Below are 24,035 nucleotides of genomic sequence, written 5' to 3'. Positions count from 1 at the left end.
TCCTGAACCAGAATGCCCTCTTTCTCTTCTTTGATTTTTAATTAAACCGACAGCCGTTAGCCCGTTTGCGGCCAAAGTCCACAATCGAAACCTTGACATTGGAGCGCTTGCCGTTACGTACGCTCGGATAAGCTTCCGAACCGGTAAACAGATCAATTGTGGATCCTTGTACAGCGCCGCCGCGGTCGGCAACCACTGCTAGAAATGGTTCGCCTGGGGTTAATCCTTGACCATTGAACTTATGGTCGCTGATCTCAACCAGGGTGCAGAGCGGGAGCGTGGATGACGCTGCGATTAAATAATAACCGTCATAAGTAATTCCATCTTTCCAGGTACCGTCAGACTGACGGACTCCGGAGGTGCTGATCGCAATGCCGGCCGGCGTTCCCCCGCCGCATCCGACGCAATCTGCGCCATAGGAAGTAACCCGGCTGGAATAGAAATAAGCTTCTTCCTTGACCGCTGAGCCATAGCTCATGACGATCGGCTGGGCTTCAATCACTTCTGTCGAATAAGGAACCAGGACACGGGACAACAGATTGCCCTCCTGGTCGTAGGTCATTTCATACGTATCATTCTGAACCTTCGGACTTCCGTCATCCGTCTTGGAGATCATCCAGGAAACACCGTTAGCCGGGATTTCCTCCGGATGGACAAAAATCGTATCCTGCGCTTCCAGGAAAGTGGTGATTGTTTCCTGTGCAGTTCTGTACGGAAGCGGTTCTTCGCTTGCGGCTCGCGAATAACTAAAGGTCTGCAGGATCAGTGGTGTCTTGACTTCTTCCGGGATCATGATCAATGCGGTCATGCCCAGACCTAAGCATACTAAAATTCCAAAAAGCACGGCTTTTTTCATTTTATTTTCCTCCTTTCACCAGAGATCGTAGACGCTTCTCTATTTTCAGAGTTCGTCTTGCGGATGGAATAAGGCTTGATAGTTATCCCAAAGCTGCTGCTTCAGCACTTCCTCATCAATTCCGCGTAGCTCCAGAATCGTTTGAGCTGTCAGCGGCAGATACATCGGCTCGTTCCGTTTTCCCCGATACGGAACAGGCGTCAGATAGGGACAGTCGGTTTCGATCTGAAGATAATTCAGATCCACATCGGCTGCCACTTCTTTTGGGGTCTTGGCATTTTTGAAGGTCACCGGTCCGCCCAGGCCGATCGTATAGCCCAGCTTGACAAACTCCCGGGCCATTTCCCGGCTGGAACTGAAACAATGGATGATCCCGCGCCGCACTGCCGGATGATCGCGCAGGATGGCAAACGTATCGGCGATCGCATCGCGGCTGTGCACCAGAATCGGCTTATTAACTCGGTTTGCCAGCTCAATCTGACGGATAAACGCCGCTTGTTGTTCGGGGTGGTTGTCCTTATCCCAATAGTAGTCCAGGCCGATTTCACCAATGGCCGTGACATTCTCATTATAGACCAGAGTTTCTAGTTTATGCCAGTCTTCTTCCGTAAAATCACGCAGATCACTGGGATGAAAGCCTACCGCGACGTCAAAACGCGCATCTTCCGCTTTCATTTTCAAGGCAGCTTCGGCTTCTTCAAGCCGGCAGCACACGATCATCATCCGCACCACACCGGCTTCCAGCGCCCGCTGGCGGACCCCTTGAGCCTCTTCAATCAGATCAGCACAGGTCAGATGACAGTGCGAATCAATCCAGCCTAGAGCTTTTCCCATACTGAAGTGCCGGCCATCCGATCATGCAATGAACTGTGCTGATCCGAATAGGCCAGAATCGCAGAGAACACGCCCAGAATCCAGATCTGCAGCGAGAAAGCTTTCATCACGCCGCGGATCAGGCAGTCACCGAAAGTCATAGTGCCGCGTTCCTTCTCGACTTCCAGCTTCATGATCAGCTTGCCAACCGTCCCGCTGGCGAAGTAAATCATCGCTGCCTCATACAAAGCATAGACAATCACGAACAAAAAGGATGTCGAAAACAGGAAGCGGAAATGATGCAGAAACGGCAGCCAGCTTAAAATCCAGCGAATCAGCGAAAATGCCATTTCAATAATTCCGACCGGAATTCCGATCAGAAGGCTGTCGATCACTAAAGCAATAAAACGGTTTACAAATAATTTCATGGGATTTCCCTCACTTTCCTAAACAAAATTTGGAGAACAGCGCATCCAGCAGATCTTCCCGACTGGCTTCGCCGATGATTTCTTTTAATGCCATGTAGGCTGCCTGCAGGTCAATCGTCACCAGATCCAGTTCCGCTCCCTCTTCCAGGGCACTGACGGCCTGAGCCATGGACTGACGGGCCTGCCGAGCTAAAGCGATCTGCCGCTCATTGGCTAATGACGGCAGTTCCAGCATCGCATGATGGTGTTCGTAACGCTGATTGATCTCATCGATCAGCGGTTCAATTTGATTCTGCGCGGCACAGATGGAAATTGTTCCGGAACGATCCTCACACTGCGGCGCCAGATCTTTTTTATTGACGACGACAATGCGGTTGCGGCCTTCGGTCAGATCGAGCAGACGGCGGTCTTCATCATCCTGCGGCCGGCTGGCATCGAGCACGATCAAAATCAGTTCCGCTTCTTCCAGCGCTTTCATTGACCGCTCAATGCCGATCTGTTCCACGCGGTCATCCGTTTTGTGAATGCCGGCCGTGTCGATCAGATGCAGCGTCACATTGCGCAGATGGATTTCACCCTCCACCAGATCCCGGGTTGTTCCGGCAATTTCAGTAACGATCGCTTTGTCTTCCTCCAAAAGGGCGTTGAGCAGACTCGACTTGCCGACATTCGGCTTGCCAAGAATGACGGTTTTTACGCCTTTTTTCATAATTCGTCCGCTTTCGGCGCGCTGCAGAATTTCATCCATTTGCCCCAGCCACCGGCGGGCCTGCGGCAGAACGCTTTCCCAGGTCAGCTGCTGGGCATCTTCATATTCAGGATAATCGATATTCACTTCAATATTAGCAATGATGTTGAGCAGGGCTTCATTCAGCGGTTCAACCAGACGGCGGATGCTGCCGCGAATGCCCTGAATCGCCATCTGCGCCTGCTGGGAAGAGTCCGCGTCGATCATATCCATCACCGCTTCCGCTTGAGTCAAATCGATGCGGCCGTTGAGGAAAGCCCGGCGGGTAAACTCTCCGGGATCAGCCAGCCGAGCGCCTTCGGCCAGCACCAGTGCCAAAATCCTTCGGGTGATGTAGCGGCCGCCATGGCAGCTGATTTCTACGACATCCTCGCACGTAAAGGTTTTCGGCGCGCGGAAAACCGTCAACAGCACCTCATCCACCGCTTCCCGGCTGATCGGATCCAGGATATACCCATACCGAACGGTATGCGTCGGCTGGTCCACTACGCTGCGGCTGAACAGCCTTTCTGCAAGGATCAGACTTTCCGGGCCGCTTATCCGAATGATTGAAATCGCCCCGTCCTGCAAAGCGGTAGAGACCGCCGCTATCGTATCGTTCAGCACACTCTCACCTCCGAAATGTTCATGGTACAGTTTACCATATTTTTTAGATTTGCCTAGTGAAATCCTTCAATCTCCCTTTAAAATAAGGGATTTTTCCAATCTTTTGGAAAACATTTCTATCCTTTTAAGCATTTTTTAAGAATCATTGTTAATTCAATAGTTTTGTTTTCATCCTTTCTCTGCCTTTTTGTTAGATGAGAAAAGAAAGCAAAAACTGGAACCCTTCGATTCCAGTTCTGCCTGAGATGGGATTGAATCTATTTTTTCAGCAGTTCGCTGACGGCTTCTCCGACAAACCTTCCGGTGTTGACGGAATAGCCCATCGTGTTGCCTGGAAGCAAGAACATATAGCTGTCGCCATAGACCGTGCAGGAATCCGTTCCGGCGGAATACAGACCCGCGATGACCTGATCGTTCTGATCCAGCACTTCCAGGTTTGAATTAACCTTGATTCCACCCAGGGTTCCATAACTCGATGGATAATACTGAGCGGCATAGAACGGCGCCGTGGTGATCGGTTTGAGATAAGCCGCACTCTTTCCCAGCGGATCATAGCCTTGAGCACACAGCTGATTGTAGCTTTCCACCGTGGCTGTCAGACCTGCGGCGTCAATGCCCATCTTCGCGGCCAGCTCGTCTAACGAATCAGCTTTGATGATCGCGGTATATCCGGATTCTTCCATCGTTTTGAAATTCGCGTCAAACTGAGTGAAATCATCAGTATTCCAAACACGGCTGGTGAAATCGACATGGTTAGCTTCGACATAGCTCTGCTTAATTGCCTCATCGAGAATCATGAAACCTGTATTGCCGGTCTGATTGCATAAGGAATTGCCGGTATATGTCGTATTCTGAACCTGTTCTTCGTTAAAGAACCGCTGTCCCTGCTGGTTCACCATCAAATTGGGCTGCTGCATAATCAGCTTGATGTCATTGGTATAAGAGCCGGAAGAATTCGGCCGGAAAATATCGAAAATCATCTCTTCGATCATTGCTGATTCCTTCACGCCGGCATCCCAAGCCATTTGAATGCCGTCGCCTTCATGGCCCGGAAACCGCATCCCGAAGAAATCTTCATTCAGGCTGAGATGGAACTGTTCTTTTACCCACTCCGGATTGTTGCCAAAGCCGCCGGTGGCGATCAAGGCCGCATGGCATTGGAAATGGTAGCCCTGGGTTTGATCTGCATTGTAAGCACAAACGCCCTTGACTTGCCCCGCTTCGGTTTCTAAGCGGCAGGCAGAAGTTTCCATGTAGAATTCAACGCCCAGCTCCCGGGCCCGAGCTTCCAGATGATCGGTCATCGTTTTGGCTTGTCCGCCGCCGATCACGCCTTCCTCAGATTTAACGATATGCCAGGTTGGATAGGATTTTTCAAAGTAGCGCGCGGCTTCCTCAAACTCAACGCCCATGCCTTCAATCCATTCCAGTGTCTCTTTGGATTCTTCAAAGTAGCGCCGCATCAGCACGCAGTCAGTGCGGTAATGCGTATACTCAGTGAACATGTTATACATTTCATCCAGATTGAGCACATCCCCCTGCGCTTTCTGCAGCTCGGTGCCGATCGCTAAGATCCCCATGCCGAATTTTGCGCAGCCGCCGGTTGCCCCGGTTTTCTCAATCACCGCGACAGAAACGCCGTTCTCCGCGGCTCTGACCGCGGCGCACAAGCCCGCAGGCCCGGCTCCGACAACGACGAAGTCGACTGTTTTTTCCGTGATCGCACTGGCATCCAGCGCCGCATAAGGCGCATCCAGAGAGGATGTCTGAGAGGCATCATCCGGCTGCGCTGAAGGGGTTGTCTGCGCTGAAGGCTGATCCGTGCTGCAGCCGCTCAACAACCCCAGAGCACCCACCCCGGCCGCCGCCAGGGAGCTTTTTAAAAAGGCTCTTCTTGATAGTTCCATAGAAATATTCCTCCTCATTTCTGAGGTTATTGTAGGGTATACAGGTACTGTACAGGCAAGTGATTATTTTATCAATTCTGTACCGGAACATAACATTTATGATATTCGATGGTTTTTCCTTCCACGGTATGAACAAGAATCAGGCTGGTGCTGACAAAGGAGTGCACGGTTTTCCCTGCCTCTTCCACTTCTTTGCGCAAGGCCAGCGCCTGTTCGATCAGCTGATCCGGCATCCTTTCCCATTCACAACGGACACAGCGTACGGCTGCCAAAGAGCGGGGCAAGCGACGCATCCTTGGATGTGATCCTAAGCCCATCCTCTCAGCATAGACTTCCGGAATGCCTAAGCTGGAAACAAAATGCAGACCGGTTTCATCCTCAATCAGATCGCCATGCACACTTGTCAGAGGCATTGCGGCAATCCACGATTTTAATAACCGCAGATCTGCTTCACTCATTGAGTTAAAAGCTTCGGCGCAGAGACTTACATAATCGGGACAGGCCTCATAGCGCAGAAGAGGATTTTGACATTCCAAAAGCAGTCTGCGATAGTTCTGCAAACTTTTTCGCTGCTGCATTAAGCGTTCAATTTGATCATCCAGTTCTGCTTCCCGCTTACAGATTTGTTCCTGAATTTCCGGCAAGGTTAAATGCGCTTCCTTGACGAAGGTATGCAAGGTTTCATCTAAAGAAAAAGACATCGACGCATAGCGTTTCAGATAAAACAGCTGAAAAATATCATCAATACTGTACCAGCGGAAGCCATGTTCATCCCGCCGCGGATGGATCAGACCTTTTTCTTCATAAAAACGGATCGCTCCGCGCGTATTATCAAATAAATCAGAGACTTCCTTGATCGTAAACCAACCGTCCTTCATCGCGATCACCCCGCTTTTATTGTATCATGGTCACAGCCTAAAAAATGAACGGGAATATCGCAGCTCATTTTTCTCGTTCCCACTTCCCGTTCTGATTAAAAATGTCCCCAGTGAACAAGCGCAAATTCAGCGAACCAAAAGCCGTTGATCCAATCCAGGAAACTGATCCCGACGTTTACAAGCGTATCCGGATACAGACAGGTAAGCAGAAACAGGGTGAAGAACGCCAGCTTGACTGCGATCAATCCCCAACGGATCTCCTTGCTTTTCCACAAATAAAAGCCAGTCAAAACGATCTGGAAAATCACGGAGAAGAGGATCAGGATGGGCATCAGTCCTCGAACTAAATCGCCAATCGGAAACAGCGATAGGAAAAACTGCGGTACAAGACTGCCTATCATTAGAAATATCCAGCTCAGTGTTTCCAATTCCATCAAACGCAGCAGAAGCATCAAGACAATGAGACCTATGACAAAGCGGAGAAGGCGCACGGGTTCATCACAAAGAAGGCGCAGATAAACACCGAAGATCATCATCCCCAGTGTGACTGCGATCAAAGAAGCACTGCCTGGAAGAATCCAAGATCCATTGAAAAGCTCATGGGTAAAATTTTTCCAGCCTCCCATTTGCCAATAACCTAACGCGATTGCCATATCGATAAGCAGCCAGCTGCCAAGCTGGTACAACGTATTTTCCCATCGTGTGTTCATGCTTTCGTCTCCTCTTTAATCGATTTGCTTCGTCTCTCCATCCTTTTTATAATGGTGATACAGGATTTCAACAGCCGCGTGCCGTGAAATCTAAAGTTTTATTGAACTTCATTCTTCAGTTTTTCTTTGTTTTCTAATTGTACCATAGAGAAGATCGAAGAATTTTTACGATCCAATGACAATCCCGCTTTGGATATAATCCTTGTGTTTTTCTGCTTCTGCTGGTATGCTGAGACCCGGATGCTTTTATTTATCCTTATATAATAGAAACCCAACAGGAGGTTTTATCATGAAATTCAACTCAGCTTTTGATTTGCTGGAAGAGGATCTGCGCCAAGCCATAGAAGCGCTGCATTACACCCAGCCCACGCCTGTTCAGCAACAGGTGATCCCCGCCTTTCTGGAAGGAAAGGATTGCCTGGTTCAGGCCCAGACTGGATCCGGAAAAACCGCGGCTTATGCCCTGCCCGTTTGCCAGCTTTGTCATTTTGAGGAGCGTCGGCCGCAGGCTCTGATCCTTGCGCCAACCCGCGAATTAGCAGATCAGATCACACAGGAAATTCAAAATTTCAGTTTGTTTCGCAGATTGACCTGTGTCCGCCTGGTTGGCCGTCAGCCGATGAAAAGTCAGAAGTTTCAGCTGAAACAGCGTGTTCAGATTGTCTGCGGCACGCCTGGCCGAATCTGGGATCATATTGAGCAAGGAACTTTGGATCTTTCCGCTTTGAGGATGATCGTTCTGGATGAAGCTGATCAGATGTTCTCGCTGGGATTGACGGAAACGGTTCATCAGATTCTGAAACAGCTGCCTTCCCCCATTCAGACCTGTCTGTTTTCGGCGACGCTGAGTCCCGAAATTCTGCAGCTGGCGGAAATCACGGTTCATGATCCGCTGATGATTCAGATCGACTCGCCCCGCCAAACCAACCAGAATGTTCATCTGACCTCCCTGACCGTTCAGGAATCAGAAAAAATGACAGGCCTGCTGAATCTGTTATCCCGATTTCAAGCTCCCTCGGCCATTGTCTTCTGCGAACGTCAAAGCAGTGCGCAGGAAGTGGCCGATCAGCTTAAAAAACGCGGATTGTGCGCCGAAGCGATGCACGGCGGAATGGAACAGGACCAGCGGTTTGCCGTACTCAGACAATTCCGTCGGGGTCAGCTGCGAATCTTATGCGCAACCGACGTCGCTGCCCGGGGCTTGGATATTGATGGTCTGTCGCTGATCATCCACTGGGATCTGCCGCTGAGTTTAGAATCGTTTATCCATCGCTGCGGGCGCTGCGGACGGATTGATCAGCCGGGTACTTCCGCAGTCCTTCTGACCTCGGGACAACAGACATGCTACTCGGCCTTTTTGCAGACCATGGCGGTGAACAGTGAAACTTTGGAAATAGATTTGTTTGACGATCATTCCGGCTTAGCTCATTGGAAAACGAAAACGCAGGCTCAGCCGGAAAAAGCGGCGGCATTGAAGCAGAACAAGACGACCCTTCTCATCCGCGCCGGCCGTCAGCACAAACTGCGGCCTGGCGATATCGTCGGCGCATTTTGCAGCCTGGGCTTTTCCGCAGAACAGATTGGTACAATTGAAGTCCAGGAACGGGTTACTTTTGTCACCTTAATTCAGGCTGATTCCGAAGCTCTTATAGATAAGGGAGAAATCATGATCAAGGGAAAAGCCCGCCGAATGGAACTGGCTCATCAACAATGACTCAAATTCCATGAAAATGACAGAGTAGAAAGCGATCGGGAAACTCCTGAATTTTGCTTTCTTTTTTTTGCTTGTGAAAGGATTCGTTGGAAATGTGATAAAAAGATGAAAAATAGACTTATTTCAGCGTTTTTGCGGGGCTTTTTTGATTTTTCCGCAATAGGTAAGAGGAGGAGGGATTTTATGCCGGTAATCCAAGAAGAGATCCAACATCCGCCCAAGCTTCGTTGTACCAACGATTTCGTCTTTAAAACGCTGTTAACCTATTTTCCTGTTTTAGGTCAGAAATTTCTCAAAAACATCTCGGAGGAATTGATGAAAACTCATTTTGAAGCGCTGTCCCTCAGTCCCACCGAAAAACTTTCGCCCTCATCCAGCGGGAAAGATATACGGTTGGATATCAGTGTACAGACTCTCCCTATGCGATTAATCAATTACGAAATGCAGGGCTATGCCAGCGAAATGAACATCTGTAACCGTTCCGCATATTACGCGGCGATGTTGCTGACACAGCCCGCAAACAAAGGGGCGGCCTATTCCGAATTAGTTCCCGTCTGCCAAGTCTTCTTTCTTGATTTTCCCTTTCCGCCAAAGGCTGATCAGCCTGACAAGGCGATCCATGTGTATCAACTTCAGGAAAAGGATGAACATGACGTCTTGACAAATTTGATAACCATTTATATCATTGAGTTAAAGAAAATAATTCAGATGAATCACAGTTATCAGGAGTTAGACGGATTTGAAAAGTGGTGCTGGTTCTTTGAAAAGTATGACGAAGAAATCAGCGATCCAATTGTTGCGGAAATCATACAGCGCAACGACATATTTAAGGAGGTAGCCGAAGTGATGAAAGTTATTAGTTCCGATCCCGCCATCCGCAATGCGGCCTTTGCCCATGAACGTGATTTACGAGATAAAGCTCAGATCAAATATGATGGGATTCAGCAAGGAGTTCAACAAACTCAGTTGGAAAATGCTCATGCAATGCTGATCGATCATGTTCCTGATGAACTTATTTTGAAGTACAGTGGAATACCATCCGACCAGCTAGACAATCTAAAAGCTAAGATTGCATCTTCCTTAATCCAAGAAAGTGAAGCTTCCTACGATATCCCAAGCACAGACAGTTCTGCAGCGGCTACAATAAAAGGAACAGAAACAGATGAGATTCAATAGTTTCACGCTGGCTGCCCAAAATGCAGCCTTTGCCCATGAACGTGATTTACGAGATAAAGCTCAGATCAAATATGATGGGATTCAAGAAGGGATCCAGCTTAATCAGCTTCAAAATGCTCAGGCCATGCTCAAAGATCACGTTCCTGATGAGCTTATTTTGAAGTATATCGGTATACGATCAGACCAGCTAAACAGCCTGAAAGCTCAGATTGCATCTTCCTTAATCCAAGAAAGTGAAACTTCTTACGATATCCCAAGTCCAGACAGTCCTGCAGTGAATACAACAAAAGGAACAGAACCCGATGAGAATCAATAGTTTCACGCTGGCTGCCCAAAATGCGGCCTTTGCCCATGAACGCGACTTACGAGATAAAGCTCAGATCAAATATGATGGGATTCAGGAGGGGATTCAAGAAGGGATCCAGCTTAATCAGCTTCAAAATGCTCAGGCCATGCTCAAAGATCATGTTCAAGATGAGCTTATTTTGAAGTATAGCGGTATACGATCAGACCAGCTAAACAGTCTGAAAGCTCAGATTGCATCTTCCTTAATCCAGGCAAATGAAATTGTAAACATCAATCAAGATAAAATTGTTTTAAGTCACGCCGCAGGATCTAACAAATAAAATTGAATACAAAAAGGTCAGGGGGAATACTCTGACCTTTCTAATATGCAATTCTATCATAAACCTTGCGCGTTTCTGCGCAACCGCATTTCAAGCTTAACGTTTTCTTCTCGGTGATCCTTAAAGCTGCAAAGTTCCTAACATTTTACCTCTTGCTTACTTTTTGAATTTTTACCAGTCGATACCCGCGATGACAAAACTCAGAATCATCAGCACCAGAATCACAATATAAGCCTGGTTTAACATTTGCTTCGCTTTGTTTTTGTAACCCTGACGTACCTGCGGTTCAGTGGCATTCCAGGCCAATAAAGCAAACTTCTCATATTGGTTAATCATAATCAGGGAACCGAAAAACACAGCAATCCCTATCACTGTAAAGATGAGTAAAGCTTCTGAAAATGACCGATAGGAAATTATCGTGGAACTGAGTAAAGCTTCACTCAGAACAAATAGAACACATGTTCCTAACGCAAAAATACGATTCACGCGCACCTTTTGATCAATTTGCGCAGGATCCTCCGTTTCTACATTCGATTTGGGTATGGGTTGGGGTTCAGGATGGGGATCGGGCTGAGGTATGGGTTGGGGTTCAGGTTCAGGCTGAGGTTCTGCGATTACACGATGACCACAATAAGGACAAAATAGTTGATCCGCAGGAATGACTTTTTGGCAATAGGAACAGATCACAGTCTGAGCTTTGACCACTGATTCACCGCAATGGGGGCAAAAAGCGGCTTCATCAGCTATTTCTGCTCCGCAATGAAGACATTTTTGCATGTTCATTTCCTCCTTTCATTGTATGACATACGTTACGAAATACAGTCGCCGCTGACTTACGCATCAAAGATGATAAAAATGCCGATGCCGATCAAAAGGAGAATTCCTAAAATAAAGCCAAGCCAAAAACGAATTTTCGCTGTTTTTTTCAACTTTGCCTGTCTTTGCGAATCCTTTGTCTGACTTGCTTGTTTCATCGTCCTTCGGCTGAACACAAGAAAAATAAAAAACACAATAAACGCGATCAAGCCAAACCAGATATAGATCATAAACGCTTCTGGAAAACTGTAGTAGCGATTATTCACAGCCAGCGCCAACGCATCGAAATAGGTTAAAAGCAAACAGATCAGTGCATACAGAAATAAGGGTTTGACGAAAGAAGAAGGCTGAGTCTGAATAGGTTCTTGAGGTATTGGCGAACTCTTTTTGGGGTCATAATGAATTTCAGGTTTTGGTTTAGGTACAGGTGATGGCTGAGGTTCATCCTTAGAACGGCCCCCTGATAAAAGACGATGGCCGCAATGCGGACAAAACAATTGATCTGCAGGAACTTCCTGATGACAATAAGAACACTGGATTGTGGATGTGTCAGTCACGGGTTCGCCGCAATGCGGACAAAATGCCGCATCTTCATTCATTTCCGCTCCGCAATGATTGCATTTTTTCATGAATGATTCTCCCTTTGAACTAATGTTCTTCCACAGATATCGCAGTATTCTTTATCCTGAGCATAAAGCAGTTGACAATGTGGACAGATCTTTGACTGAGGGCGAATGAACGGCGACATGGGATCCCGCAGTGACTCAAGTTCTGTGACAACCTTTTTGATTTCCTGTTTTCTTATCTGTGACAACTCGTCGTTTTCTTCATGAAGCGAAACTTCCTTAACCTCATCGCAATGCGGACAGAGCCCCTTCTCATCCAGCGGACTTCCGCAGCGGAAGCAGAACCGCGGCTGATCGGCAGGCAATTCTGGCTGTTTATCAATTACATGTCCTGTCGAATGCAGTTCGTTTTGTGCTGGAAGCGCATGCAGAATCAATCCATCTTCCTTCACTTCCACTTCTGCACGGCCGGTTAGAATATCATTTTTCTGGCCTTCATCAACGATATAACCGTTCTTGCAGACAGGACAAACCACTGCATATTTAGTGTTGATAGAAACGGTCGGAATCCAGAAAACACGAATTTTCATTTTCAGTTCCATTAACGCATACACCCGCTCACAACCGCATGTTTTGCAGTAAGCCTGAGCAACATCCTTGATTTTATAATAACTATCCGATGCGTCGCAGCCGTCGACTAAGATGCCTCCCATAACAATTCCCCCTTTGTTTACTTCCTCATATTTTCAAACTGCGAAGCAAGCAGCCGCTCGATATCCTGCAGAACCGCATTCAGCTGATCCAATGCGGCTTTAATCTGCGCTTTTTGATCTTCGCTTTGACGTGCGGTCTTGGCGATTTGCTCGCTCTGCTGCTCAAATTGATCGAGTTGTTCCTGATAGTAGTCCATCAGCTGCTTTTTTACGGTATCTTTCAGCTGACCATAGATAGACTGCAGTGTCTTTTGCACTGACAATGTTAGTTGAGGATACTGCGACGCAATAGACTGAATGATCTGTGGTGTTTTATCGGTCATTTCTTTCTGCCGCATCGCCCCGGCAATACCATCGGCAACCAGGCTTAATAATCCCAGCCCGCTGAGTTTGGAAACGACAAAACTGACGTTATCCCCCATCGTCCATGTACGGTTATCTAAAGCAAAGCGAAAGTTGTAGCCTGACTGCACCTGATTCTGCGACAGTCTGGCCGTCAGTTCACGACTTAACGCATCGAGTTCATCGTAGATTAAAACCGTATGATGATCAATGCAGCGGGAGATTGCTTCCTGAATCGTATCAATACAATAAAAGGTATAATACTTCATCAGATCTTCCGCTTTCATGCGCTTCAGACCTTGAACCTGACTTTGCATCTGATTTAATACCTCATCCATCCAGCCCCAGGCTTCGGCCTGCATCTGATCAATCAAGTCGTCAAGGCGCTGGTTAAACGCCTGTTGGGAAGAAATCCGCTGCGCCTTTTCCTGATTCAGAATCTCCAGTCGCTGCTGCAGCTGATTATGATCGAGAGTCAAGCCTTCCTGCATTGCCTGGATATTTTGGTTCAGCTCAGCGATCATGCCTCTCACCATCCGCTGCATGCGGTCAGGCAAAATCCATTCCTGACGTTGTTCAATTTGATCGACTAAGGCTTGGCGGAAGTGGTCAAAGTTCTTCGCTAAGCTTTCTGCACAGACCAGATTAGGACGTTCTTCCTGTCTTTGGTGACAGCACTCATCCAAAGCGCTGAGCAGCCATGGTTTTTGATCTGGAAGCAAACCTTCTATTCGCTGGGTCAACATTTGTTCCATGCGCTGTTGTTCATCCTCAGTTTGAAGTGTATCTGCAAAATTGCCGACAAGCATCAAATCCGTATATTTCTGCGGCAAAATCGCAGCCTTTAAAAATAACTGTTCACTTTGGGCTAATGGATAGCGAACCGAGAAAACATACAGAACCGCATCCGCCTGGCATAACGCCTGATCTACTAATTCGCTGAAATCACTGAGTGAATCTGACAAGCCGGGCGTATCAATAATCGTGACCTGCTTTAAGAAGTCGATCGGCCGCTGCAAATCAATTTGACGGAAGGTTTCCTGCGTTTCCTGCATCAGCGCTTCCAGGGATTCACGTTCAATTTCTGCGTCGCTCAGCGTCATTTTTCGGCCTTGAGATAAGCGAACTTCATTGCGATGGGGACCATATTGAATACGATTGAGCGTTACCGTTTCGGCCGTGACGTTGGTTGGTACAACATCTTCCCCTAACAAAGCGTTGATCAAACTAGATTTCCCACGCTTGAATTCACCGCAGACAACCAGGGTAAACGGATCATTCCTGCGCTGACGGATTTGCTTATCCCAAACGGTAAGACGGTCAATCAGAGTTTCACCTAACAAACTGCGCAAACGACTGTCGAACTGGAAAACTTTGAAGCGATCCAACTGATTTTCGATTAACGCAGTCAGTTCAGCTGCGTCAACCGTGATGCGATCTGACTTTTCCATGGTTTCGCCCCCTAATCCTTCTTCATGACATCAACAATCCGCCTGCAGCGCTGATCGGTTACCTCGCGAGAGCGCATCGTCATTCCCGATTGTTTCAGCTCCGGACGCCATTGATAAAAAATCTCACATTCCGCAAATTCTTTTTCTGCCAAAATTCGGCGAACTGAGGTTGGATGATCATAAAGCAGTTCATTGAGCTTCGTCATGGACTGCCGCTGCATATCCAGCTGCTGCTTCAAGGCATCCAGACTGACTTCATGTTCTCCCCAGGCTCCGCCATACATTAGTTTGGCATTGACGTTGTAAGCGTCTTCGATGCGTTCGCTGCAGATCATGCCGGCACGGTCACACGTCACTTCTGCAGCCCGGCTCCAAGTCCGCAGCAGCACTTCGCTGCCTAAGGTTAGAATGTTCATCAGCTGAGCGGAAAGGATGCCAGTCGCAATCTGTCCGGAAGCGACCAGAATGTTGCTCAATGTGTTGTAAACTGTATGCTGATTGTGGATATGTCCGCACTCATGTCCGATGACGCAGCGCAGCTCTCCCGGAGTAAAGCGCTCATACAAGCCGCTGTAAATGACGATCAATGGTTCAATTTCATCAGTGGCCACCGTGTAGGCATTTAAGCCCTGATTGTTGACGATATAGATATTCGGAATCGCAATGCCCAAGGTTTTGGCGCAGTCGCAGCCGATCTGGTAAACTTCAGGAAATTGCTGAGGCCCTGCTAACAGACCATCCATATTGATTTCCTGCAGCGTACGGCTGGCATAGGTCGCACAGATCTTCTTAGCGATGTTGTAAAGCTGTGGGACAGAATCTAGCTTGCGGCGGTATTCATAATCCAGTGCGAACGCATAATTCGGCAGTCCATTGCCGCTCATCCGGCGGTTTTCAATCGCTTTGCGGCGTTGAACGTAATGTTCAAAGCTGATATCCAATGTGCTCAGCGGCGAACGGTAATCATTGCTCATCTTCGGTTCCTCCTGGAATATCTGCATCCTCCCGCAGCACCTGAGCCACTTTTTCAGCAATCGGTTTCAGCTGAGCCAGAATTTGTTTAACCTGACTGAGACTTTCCTCATAGGTCTCCGAGAGCTTATCCCGCTGCATTTGATTCTGCATCAGATCCTGCTTAATCGCATCCATGGTATTCTGTGTGTCTTTCAACATCTTTTCGCATTCTTCTTCCATCGCATCGCTCAGCTCTTCATAAGCGGTATCCACACGCTGACGGATCCAGTCCTCCAGCTCGCCGCGGGCCTGCATTTCATCCAGCATTTCCTGAAGATTCTTGCGGATTGTTTCCCGAATGGCTTCTAAGCGCTTGCCTGCCACATCCTTACCGAACAGAAAGCGTGAGAAGTGCTTGCTGACAACCGCGCCGGCAGCACAGCTGATCACAACCAGCGGAAGTCCGACTACCGACATCGATGCCAGCATCGTCGCTACCGCCAAATGAGCGGCTACCCCGACTCCGCCGCCGGCAATCGCACCTTTAACGCCCGCTTCCCGATATCCGGCAAGAATGCTGCCAACGCCTAAAATCCCCATATAATCGGTCAGAACACCCATACCAATATTCATCAGATTGTCCTTGTCCATGCCCGTCTGCTGCAAATTCAAGGATGAGTGGAAATCATCGAGCTGCTGGGAAATCTTCTGTGTGAATTCGCCTAATTTGACCGATTCTTTGCCGATCAACTTTTTTAACTGATTTTCAATTTTTTCGGTATAGATAGACATGGAGGCTTCCAGCTCGGCAGTCACCGCTTTCCGCATCATCTCGGCCGCGGCCTGCTGACCCGCGTCTGATTTCAGCGTGTCCAAATCTATCGGTGTCGTATCCAGAACTTCTTCTAATTTTTGCTTTAATTGGGGATAGAACTGCTGCGTTTGAACGATCATCTCATTTCGTACTTCCATTGCAGCAATTCGCAGCCGTTTTTTTCTCTTCTGTTTTCTGTTGACGAATGTCATTAAGCTGGGTTAACAACGCTTTCTGACAACGCTCAAATTCTTCACTGCTGAGCTTTAAGGCCTGCCTGCGTGTTTCAACGGTCTTGGCAATTTCAATCGCAGTTTTCTCGATCACATTGATCGGTACCCGCAGCTCCAAAGCGCCGCGTTCTTCCGTCAGCATGTGCGTCAGTTCTTCTTCAAAAGGCAAAGTTCCGCTTTTGGCAATCAATTCCGGATCGCCTTCCATTTTTCCTTCCAGAGCATCCAGAGCGGAGAACGGATAAATGCGGATCTGGCCTACCTTAAGCTTGGCGTCTTCATATTCGCGGGAGTTTTCACCATAAACCTCCGCCATCTTATCCATAACGCTCTTCTGTACTCTGCGCTTAATATCCTGAACGATCCGTTCTTTATCCGAAGCTTTGCGGATCATATCAATCTTATTGACCAGAAAAATCAATCGGCTCAGATCGCTGGTCATCAGTTTGCTTCGGACAAATTCCGCTTCGCTCATACTGAACGGACTGTCATGGGTCACCACCATGATCACCGCGTCCAGCTTAGGGATCACTTCCTCAGTAATCCGACTCATTCGGTCATCATCATTCAGCCCTGGCGTGTCAATAATATCGACACCATTCTGACAAAATTTACACGGATAATAGACAATTGCTTCTTCTACCAGAGCCGCCCGTTCTTCATCTTCCGGAGACAGCTTGGTCACATAGCGCGGCAGTTCTTCGATGCCGATCGGCTTGATTGTCCCATCCCGCAGAATCAGCTCAGCATGCGGTTTCAGATCATAGGTCACGCGGTTCATCGTTGCGGAGGTCGGAAGGATATCGGAAGGCATGATTTCTTTCTCCAGCAGAGAATTGATCACCGTACTCTTGCCGCGGCGGAATTCTCCAAGGATTCCGACAGCGAAGGTATGCCCGCTCAGTTTCTTTCGATGCTTTGCCAATGTTTTCTGACTTTCTGACAGATCCAGTCGTTCCGTAATTTCTTCCATCTGCACCAGGCTGGTGTTGACCTGGGCAACCATTCCCTGATAGCTTGTGTATTGTTCATCCCTGTTCATGATTTTCCCCTCCTGACTCGCTTTCCTTTATTTCCGCTGAGGTCTGCAGAGCAGCGGAACGTAAAAACAATTGTTCCAGAACCTCATTTTCACGAGCTAATTGTTCTATGCTTTCACGGACTTCGTTTTGCATGAGATTTTGCCTCAGCTGCTCAGTTTGGATCATCTGCTGCTGGACTTGCTGGTAGACGGAAACCACTAAGGATTCCAGATAGCCGGCTGCCTGCTCACTTACTTGCTTCAGCTTGGCCGCGGCACGTCGTTTCCGGATTTGACTATAGGTATCAAGACTCTGCTTGATGCAGCGGCGCACCTGCAGGATCAAATGCACGTCCAGCATCTGATTTAGCGGCAGCACCGGCGTTGGATCCCAGCGCCATGGAAATTCCTCTTCCGCAGGATAGATAAGAGGCTGCTCCCGCAGTTCAGCGATCTGCTTTGTCACCGCCTCACTCATCCATGCGAACTGTTCCAGGGTACTTTCCAATTGATTAACTAACGCCAGATATTGTCTTTGAACTTCCTGGCTGGCGAGTTCGCTGAGCTCTGGATCCAAACTGCTGAAAAAGTACAGGTTTAACCGCTGCTCGCTCTTTTGCATTTGAACACGCAGCGCATCCTGAATTGTTTTTTTATCCAGAACGCGTACTTGTGAGAGGGCTGCAATAAATTCCCGGGTCAGAGTTTCTTCCTCCTCATTCAGCTGATTAATTCGTTCAAATAAACGTACACGTACAGGTTCCATCATTTTCTGAGCTTGGCTGTACGCCAATTCAGCGAAATCCTGACGTTGTTTATTCAAGTCTGTTTGACGCTGCTGCAAACTTTGCGCAAACTGCGGCAGCTCTAACAAAAAGGCGGAGGTCAGCGTGCGCAGAGTCTGTGTTGCCCGCAGAATTGTCGAGTTGTTCTGACCGCTTAAGATCAAAGCCGGCAGCTGATCATTCAGTTCACGGAATCCGCTGCTTTCAAACAGCTCATCGTCATTGCGCTGCCGTGCTTCCAGTGCATCCAGAGAACAGACGCCAAACAAAGGCAGATGCAAAAAGATTCGTTCAAATTTTAGAAAGATCGGATCTTCTGCAGAATATTTAGCTTTGAGCTTTTCTAAGACTTTTTCAGAGATGCGCTGGCGCAGATAAGCGATCAGCTTTGCCCTTTCCCGTTCACGGATCTGATCAATCTTGGTCACCACAACCACAATCTGCCGGATCTCCTTGCTTTCAAGCAGCTGCACCATAAACCGGCATTCTGTATCACTGAGCGGACTGGATACCGATAATGCCACAATTGCCAAATCAATTTGTTCTAATTGTTTTAAGGTGACCTGATTCATCAGATCATCGTCATTCATCCCTGGCGTATCGATCAAATCAACATAATTCTGCGTAAAAATCGAGGGATATTCAACCACGGCTTCCCGAATCTTCGCTGCATAATCCAGTGACTGAGCTGTCAGTTTGGTTACATACTGACTAAGCTCATCAATCGCTACATTTTCCTGACGGCCGTCTTTATAGTAAAGAAAAGCCTGCGGAACAGCCCCATAGGTAATCCGATTAATCGTCGCCGTCGTCGGCAAAGCGTCGACTGGCAGAATTTCCCGACCAAGCAAAGCGTTGATGAAACTGCTTTTTCCCCGTCGAAATTCCCCAACAACCGCAACGCGGAACTTTCGAGTTTTAATGCGCTGCAGTTCTTCATCTATTTGATCTATTTTTTCCTTTATCGATGGCAGTTCCTGCATTGGCTTGAATCTTTGCGCTAAAGCGACAAGCATGCCGTAAACCTGGAACTCGTAATCCTTGTAATCCATAAACTTAACGCAGATATCGCTGAATCAGGGCAACCGCCTGCTGGATATCGGCCGCTGAGGCCATCCCGGCAAACGAATGCTTCTGATAACTATGATCGGTAATGACTAAAGTATGAAAAATGCCGCCGTAGCGTCCTTCATGAACTTCGGAAATTTGACTGAACCAAAAATATTCAACAGGACTCTCCTTTTTAGCCTTGGAAGCAGCAACCGCCATGCCCACCGCGCCGAACATACCGCCAACGGCATTCCCTAACTTTTTCGTGTATTCGATATGATCATCATAGATTCGCAGTTCACCAGTCGCCTGAGCCACGCCTACCGTTGGCTCTCCTTTATACATTGACATTGATTTTAGCGTCTTTAACAGCTGGCCGCTGGCTTTTTCTTGCGGTTCTTCGGGAACCGGTTTGGGTTCAGGTCGCGGTATAGGCTGGGGAATCGGTTCAGGCTGAGGTTCTTCCTGATCCGCCTGTTCGACCAGTCTAACTCCACAATATTGACAAAAGGCCATGTGTTCCTCACCTTGGCGTCCGCACTTAGGACAGACCTTAATTCGTTTAGGCTCCGGCTGCACCTTGCCGCCTGGTGTCAGCCGCGTCCCACAGTGAATGCAGAAAACCATCCCGGCCTCGCCTTCATAACCGCATTCGGGACAAATCAATTTCTCTGCCACCGGCTTGCCGCACTGGCTGCAGAATTTAGCCCCCTCTAACAGCTCATTTCCACAATGTTGACATTTCATGATCCCCACACTCCTTTGCTTATTTCTTTCTCCTTGCCTCAGATTTTAATAACCTGATTGCAGCGTTCCGGTATTCTTAAGTTCATTTTACTTCATTCCCTTTTTTGATGATAGGAACGGGCAAGGATTCCCAAAATATTTGGGAAGTTCAAAAGATCACCACATGACCTTGTTTTTCCAACTAGGAAAACGGTAGAATGGAATCAGAATCCAAGGTTTTCTTACGATTATTCTTTCTTAGGGGGTGAGGGTTATTGAAACTCAGGCTCAAGGGGGCTTATCTTCCGTTTGGTTATTGATTTTTACGTTGTTATTATGGATTTTATTCAGTGCGATCTACCTTTCCAACCGAAAAAAGCGAATGAATCGCTGGGGGTTCATCGCCGGACTTTTTTTCACCTGCGGTGTCTTCAAGGAATATCTCTACTTTGGAGTTGTCCCAATGCTTCTTGAACAATTTCCGACTATTTCCGGTTCGTTTTACACTCAAATTTATTCTGTGATGACCGCAATGCTTTATTATCTGGCCATGCCTTCGACGGTGATGGTAGCCTTTGAATTTGCGGAAATTCCGCAGCGTCATCTGCGGTTTTACCGTTATGCCCGTTTTTTGATCTTTATCCCGGCGCTTTTGTTTGGATTGGCTGTTCCTTATACGCAAACGCGTGAATATCAGCTGCATCTGGGCATCTATTATCTGAGTGTTTCAATTTATAACTGGAGCTACGGAATATGGATTACTTATCTGCTGATCAGCACTTTGATCCGCAAGCGTTTATCGCACGACTACCGTCAGCGCTGCTGGATAACAATCAGTATCCTGCTTCCGCTATGGTATTGGCTGCTGACCGCTTTTCTCATCCACAGTTTGAAGTTATATCCTTATTTTAAAGTATGGCAAGGAAATGTCTTCGTCATTTTCTTCTTGTTAATTTTCTTTTTTTATCATTTGTTTCATGATGGAATCTGGGGTGCTCGATTTTACAGGGATCCCATGGAGCTGTCGTCTACGCAGAACAATGTGCGCGACAATACGCTGTTCATCACGCACGCCTTAAAAAATGAATTGGCAAAGATTCAATGGGCGGCTTCCGCCATGGCAGAAACAGCGGATCCAACGCAGGCTGCTCAACTGCAGATCCTTCAGAATTCAGCTTCGCATTTAGAGCATTTTGTGAAACGAACTCGACTGTTAACTCAGGATATTTCATTAAATTTAATCGTCTTTTCGGTTTATCCGCTGCTGAAACACTGTCTTGAAAACTTTATAAGTCCTTCCGGCAAAGTCATTACGCTCCATTTGAATTGTCCGGAGGAAGCGGTGGTTTTCACAGATCCTGACCATCTGACCGAAATATTACAAAATTTGATTCATAATGCCGCAGATGCGATTGAAGAGCGCGGTGAAATTACTTTAAGCTATCAAATTCATCCAGCTCAAAAATGTTCAGTCCTTTCTGTTTCGGACACCGGCCAGGGAATGGATGAAGTCAGTCAGCAGCGTTTATTTCAGCCCTATTTCACAACGAAAGGTGCGCCATTACAGCATTTGGGATTAGGTCTGTATTACTGTTACCGTGTCATGGAAAAACAAAATGGGGGACTGCGGGTGAAAAGCATCTTAGGTCAGGGATCAACCTTCTTTCTTTATTTTCCATATTCTAAAAGAAAGATTCAAAAAGGAATAGGAGCAAAAACGTATGAATAACGCAATCCTTCAATTAGTACTCGTTGAAGATGACTTGGATTTTCAATACTTGATCCGTCAGACGGTAGAAAAAGAAGCGGATATGCGAGTTCTCGCCTGCTGCACTAGCGCCAAAGCCGCAGTGGCTTTAGCTGATGCAGAAAAACCGGATTTAATTTTAATGGATCTCAGTTTAAATGGATCGCTCAGTTCGGGAATCGAAGCTTGCCGGGCTATCCGCATGGCTACTGACTGTAAAGTGTTGATTTTCACCTCGTTTGAAGATCCAGATATTGTCATTCAGGCGGCTGTCCGCGGCTTAGCACACGGTTATGTTTTCAAATCGCAGTTTGCTTTGCTGACGGAGATGATCCGCAGTACAGCCACCGGTCCAACGCCCCAGCAAATGATGATTCAGTCTTTAATCCTAGCCTGCTTATCCCCGGCTGAGCGCAGTGTCTTCGACAATTTAATGGGAAAAGATGTCTCTCTGCATTCTTCACCAAAAACGATAGCGAACCAAAAGACGATGATCCTGAAAAAGCTTGATCTTCCCAGCGTCAGCACCCTCATTCACATCTTCCGTGGAAATTAACCAAGAATTCTTAGAAAAAATTGTTTATTACTTTCCATATAATAAAAAAACCCATTCTCTTTAAAAGCTTTTCAGCCCTTTAGACAGAATGAGGTTTTTCTTTTTTATCGTGAACGGTGCTGACTCAGCCAGGCACTGAGCGGAAACATCATGACACAGACCACAATGATCAGCGGCAGCCAGAATTGTGCAAAACCCGTAAACTTGGCATAATATCCTTGGAAGAAAATAAACACGACAATGCACGGCAGACCCCAGCGCAGATATCCGCGAATTTTGGCCGGGAACCGCAGGCCTTTTCCGGCGTTGGCTTCCTCAATAAAATGATCCCAGCCCCAGCCGCATTGACGGGTACAAAACATCAGATAAATTAAGGATCCTAACGGCAGAATGTTGCTGGATACAATGAAGTCTTCTAAATCCTGGATGGTGCTGCCTGCCCCCAAGGGCTGAACAGCGCTCCAAAGGTTAAAGCCCAACGCGCATGGCAGAGATAAAACCAGAAGCAGAAGGATATTCATAAGTACAGACTTCTTTCGTGACATGCCGAAATCCATCGCAAACGCCACAATGTTTTCAAAGACCGCAATGATTGTCGTCAGCGCGGCAAACGACAAAAAGATAAAGAACAAGGTACCCCAGATCTGACCTCCAGGCATGGAATTGAAAATATTCGGCAACGTGATGAAGACTAAGCCCGGGCCGGAATCGACCGGAATGTTGTAAGCAGCGGCGGCTGGAAAAATAATTAAACCGGAAAGCAGCGCCACTAGGGTATCCAGCGCCATGATATTCAGGCTTTCACCAAACAGACTGCGTTCTTTTCCAATGTAACTGCCGAAGATCGCAAGCGACCCCATACCGATCGATAAGGTAAAAAACGCCTGACTCATTGCCGCAAAGATAACGTTGCTGATCCCTGCTTCCAGAATTCGGTTAAAGTCAGGAATCAAATAGAACTTGAGACCTTCCATCGCATTCGGCAGCGTCAGTGAACGCACGCACAGCACAAGCATAATCAGAAACAGACAGGACATCATCACTTTCGATACCCGTTCCACGCCATTTTTTAAACCTAACCGGCAAACCAGAAATCCCAAGAGCACAGCCAGCACCATAAAGCCAACCTGCTGAGCAGGGGATTTCAGCATTCCATCAAAAACACCGCTGACCTCAGCCGCACTCAAACCTGTTAATCCGCCGGAACTCATTTTAAAAACATAGTTCATCATCCAGCCGCCGACTACCGTGTAAAACATCATCAAAATGTAATTGCCGCTGACGGCCATGCCCTTAAACCAATGCCAGTGCGTTCCTTTAGGCTGCAATACATCAAACGACTGAGATGCCGATTTGCGCGAAGCCCGGCCCACGGAAAACTCCATGACCATAATCGGCAGCCCCAGCAAGATTAAAAAAAACAGATAGATTAGAACGAAGGCTCCTCCGCCATACTGACCGGTAATGAACGGAAAACGCCATACGTTGCCCAGACCGACCGCACAGCCGGCCGATATTAAAATAAATCCCAGACGGGAAGATAAATTTTCTCTTTCTTTCATTTTTACAAAATCCCCTTTTTCCCAGCTATTGTATCATAGAAAAATAGCTCTGTCTTTAACCAAAATAAGCCGTTAAGACCAAGTTCAGCTTTGTTTATCCTGACCTCTTTTTCTTTCCAGCGATATTCCTTTTTCCCATTTCCCCTTTCTTCAGCACCTTCTTGCCTGGATACTGCTGCATTTCATCATGTCCAGCATCCTAAGGATTCCGTTCCCCCTCCTAAAACAAAGAAAACG

General features: G+C 47.4%; 23 protein-coding genes. 6 read left to right on the top strand and 17 right to left on the bottom strand.

Going from position 1 to position 24,035, the window contains the following annotated elements:
• Nucleotides 1-37: 37 nt before the first annotated feature.
• From MCG46_RS00480 to MCG46_RS00450, 7 genes are all read right to left on the bottom strand, one after another.
• A complete protein-coding gene (locus MCG46_RS00480) occupies nucleotides 38-856 on the bottom strand; it encodes a 3D domain-containing protein (protein WP_240276604.1) in 819 nt (272 codons plus the stop codon).
• A 45-nt stretch (nucleotides 857-901) separates the two neighbouring features.
• On the bottom strand, nucleotides 902-1,690 hold the full coding sequence (locus tag MCG46_RS00475; protein WP_240276602.1) for a TatD family hydrolase: 789 nt from the start codon (nucleotides 1,688-1,690) through the stop codon (nucleotides 902-904).
• The gene (locus MCG46_RS00470; protein ID WP_240276600.1) at nucleotides 1,675-2,097 is read right to left on the bottom strand and encodes an RDD family protein; all 423 of its coding nucleotides are present in this window, start codon (nucleotides 2,095-2,097) and stop codon (nucleotides 1,675-1,677) included. Before MCG46_RS00470 ends, MCG46_RS00475 begins: the two co-directional genes overlap by 16 nt.
• A gap of 10 nt (nucleotides 2,098-2,107) precedes the next feature.
• Nucleotides 2,108-3,451, bottom strand: a complete 1,344-nt coding sequence (mnmE, locus tag MCG46_RS00465; protein WP_240276598.1) for a tRNA uridine-5-carboxymethylaminomethyl(34) synthesis GTPase MnmE — start codon at nucleotides 3,449-3,451, stop codon at nucleotides 2,108-2,110.
• A gap of 257 nt (nucleotides 3,452-3,708) precedes the next feature.
• On the bottom strand, nucleotides 3,709-5,358 hold the full coding sequence (locus MCG46_RS00460; RefSeq protein ID WP_240276596.1) for an FAD-dependent oxidoreductase: 1,650 nt from the start codon (nucleotides 5,356-5,358) through the stop codon (nucleotides 3,709-3,711).
• 71 nt (nucleotides 5,359-5,429) lie between these two features.
• Nucleotides 5,430-6,236 carry a MerR family transcriptional regulator gene (locus tag MCG46_RS00455; RefSeq protein ID WP_240276594.1) on the bottom strand — a complete coding sequence of 269 codons (807 nt, stop codon included), beginning with the start codon at nucleotides 6,234-6,236 and terminating at the stop codon, nucleotides 5,430-5,432.
• A 95-nt stretch (nucleotides 6,237-6,331) separates the two neighbouring features.
• Nucleotides 6,332-6,946: a hypothetical protein gene (locus tag MCG46_RS00450; RefSeq protein WP_240276592.1), complete on the bottom strand. Its 615-nt coding sequence runs from the start codon at nucleotides 6,944-6,946 to the stop codon at nucleotides 6,332-6,334.
• 289 nt (nucleotides 6,947-7,235) lie between these two features.
• On the opposite strand from MCG46_RS00450, the gene MCG46_RS00445 reads away from it, so the two are divergent.
• From MCG46_RS00445 to MCG46_RS00430, 4 genes are all read left to right on the top strand, one after another.
• Nucleotides 7,236-8,660: a DEAD/DEAH box helicase gene (locus MCG46_RS00445; protein ID WP_240276590.1), complete on the top strand. Its 1,425-nt coding sequence runs from the start codon at nucleotides 7,236-7,238 to the stop codon at nucleotides 8,658-8,660.
• Between the two features lie 183 nt (nucleotides 8,661-8,843).
• Nucleotides 8,844-9,836, top strand: a complete 993-nt coding sequence (locus tag MCG46_RS00440; protein WP_240276588.1) for an Rpn family recombination-promoting nuclease/putative transposase — start codon at nucleotides 8,844-8,846, stop codon at nucleotides 9,834-9,836.
• Entirely contained in the window at nucleotides 9,823-10,152 is a 330-nt protein-coding gene (locus MCG46_RS00435; RefSeq protein WP_240276586.1) for a hypothetical protein, read from the top strand. The genes MCG46_RS00440 and MCG46_RS00435 overlap by 14 nt, the downstream gene beginning before the upstream one ends.
• The gene (locus MCG46_RS00430; RefSeq protein WP_240276583.1) at nucleotides 10,139-10,462 is read left to right on the top strand and encodes a hypothetical protein; all 324 of its coding nucleotides are present in this window, start codon (nucleotides 10,139-10,141) and stop codon (nucleotides 10,460-10,462) included. Before MCG46_RS00435 ends, MCG46_RS00430 begins: the two co-directional genes overlap by 14 nt.
• Nucleotides 10,463-10,633: 171 nt before the next feature.
• Here MCG46_RS00430 and MCG46_RS00425 read toward each other — a convergent pair whose 3' ends face one another.
• Genes MCG46_RS00425 through MCG46_RS00385 form a run of 9 tightly spaced genes read right to left on the bottom strand, consistent with a single transcriptional unit; the run spans nucleotide 10,634 to nucleotide 19,954 of the window.
• A complete protein-coding gene (locus MCG46_RS00425; protein WP_240276582.1) occupies nucleotides 10,634-11,239 on the bottom strand; it encodes a zinc ribbon domain-containing protein in 606 nt (201 codons plus the stop codon).
• A 56-nt stretch (nucleotides 11,240-11,295) separates the two neighbouring features.
• Nucleotides 11,296-11,907, bottom strand: coding sequence for a zinc ribbon domain-containing protein (locus tag MCG46_RS00420; RefSeq protein WP_240276579.1), 612 nt, complete (start codon nucleotides 11,905-11,907; stop codon nucleotides 11,296-11,298).
• Nucleotides 11,904-12,557 (bottom strand): zinc-ribbon domain-containing protein, encoded by a 654-nt coding sequence (locus MCG46_RS00415; protein ID WP_240276577.1) that lies wholly within the window; start codon nucleotides 12,555-12,557, stop codon nucleotides 11,904-11,906. Before MCG46_RS00415 ends, MCG46_RS00420 begins: the two co-directional genes overlap by 4 nt.
• Before the next feature lie 17 nt (nucleotides 12,558-12,574).
• Nucleotides 12,575-14,350, bottom strand: coding sequence for a dynamin family protein (locus MCG46_RS00410; RefSeq protein ID WP_240276575.1), 1,776 nt, complete (start codon nucleotides 14,348-14,350; stop codon nucleotides 12,575-12,577).
• Nucleotides 14,351-14,361: 11 nt separating this feature from the next.
• Nucleotides 14,362-15,324 (bottom strand): M48 family metallopeptidase, encoded by a 963-nt coding sequence (locus tag MCG46_RS00405; protein WP_240276574.1) that lies wholly within the window; start codon nucleotides 15,322-15,324, stop codon nucleotides 14,362-14,364.
• Nucleotides 15,314-16,276 (bottom strand): hypothetical protein, encoded by a 963-nt coding sequence (locus MCG46_RS00400; protein WP_240276568.1) that lies wholly within the window; start codon nucleotides 16,274-16,276, stop codon nucleotides 15,314-15,316. Before MCG46_RS00400 ends, MCG46_RS00405 begins: the two co-directional genes overlap by 11 nt.
• Nucleotides 16,260-17,393 (bottom strand): dynamin family protein, encoded by a 1,134-nt coding sequence (locus MCG46_RS00395; RefSeq protein WP_240276566.1) that lies wholly within the window; start codon nucleotides 17,391-17,393, stop codon nucleotides 16,260-16,262. Before MCG46_RS00395 ends, MCG46_RS00400 begins: the two co-directional genes overlap by 17 nt.
• Nucleotides 17,380-19,209 (bottom strand): dynamin family protein, encoded by a 1,830-nt coding sequence (locus MCG46_RS00390; RefSeq protein ID WP_240276541.1) that lies wholly within the window; start codon nucleotides 19,207-19,209, stop codon nucleotides 17,380-17,382. Before MCG46_RS00390 ends, MCG46_RS00395 begins: the two co-directional genes overlap by 14 nt.
• Before the next feature lie 4 nt (nucleotides 19,210-19,213).
• Nucleotides 19,214-19,954 carry a zinc ribbon domain-containing protein gene (locus MCG46_RS00385; RefSeq protein ID WP_240276531.1) on the bottom strand — a complete coding sequence of 247 codons (741 nt, stop codon included), beginning with the start codon at nucleotides 19,952-19,954 and terminating at the stop codon, nucleotides 19,214-19,216.
• 442 nt (nucleotides 19,955-20,396) lie between these two features.
• Between MCG46_RS00385 and MCG46_RS00380 the strand changes: the two genes are divergently transcribed.
• Together MCG46_RS00380 and MCG46_RS00375 are read left to right on the top strand one after the other, a co-directional pair.
• On the top strand, nucleotides 20,397-21,662 hold the full coding sequence (locus tag MCG46_RS00380; RefSeq protein ID WP_240276529.1) for a sensor histidine kinase: 1,266 nt from the start codon (nucleotides 20,397-20,399) through the stop codon (nucleotides 21,660-21,662).
• Nucleotides 21,655-22,236, top strand: coding sequence for a response regulator transcription factor (locus MCG46_RS00375; RefSeq protein WP_240276527.1), 582 nt, complete (start codon nucleotides 21,655-21,657; stop codon nucleotides 22,234-22,236). Before MCG46_RS00380 ends, MCG46_RS00375 begins: the two co-directional genes overlap by 8 nt.
• A 104-nt stretch (nucleotides 22,237-22,340) precedes the next feature.
• Here MCG46_RS00375 and MCG46_RS00370 read toward each other — a convergent pair whose 3' ends face one another.
• Nucleotides 22,341-23,798: a sodium-dependent transporter gene (locus MCG46_RS00370; RefSeq protein ID WP_240276525.1), complete on the bottom strand. Its 1,458-nt coding sequence runs from the start codon at nucleotides 23,796-23,798 to the stop codon at nucleotides 22,341-22,343.
• Nucleotides 23,799-24,035: the final 237 nt, after the last annotated feature.

This window comes from Holdemania massiliensis (assembly GCF_022440805.1).
GTDB classification, from domain to species: Bacteria; Bacillota_I; Bacilli_A; order Erysipelotrichales; family Erysipelotrichaceae; genus Holdemania; species Holdemania massiliensis_A.
Note: the sequence above shows the minus strand (reverse complement) of the source record. Positions and strands in the feature narration are given on the sequence as shown.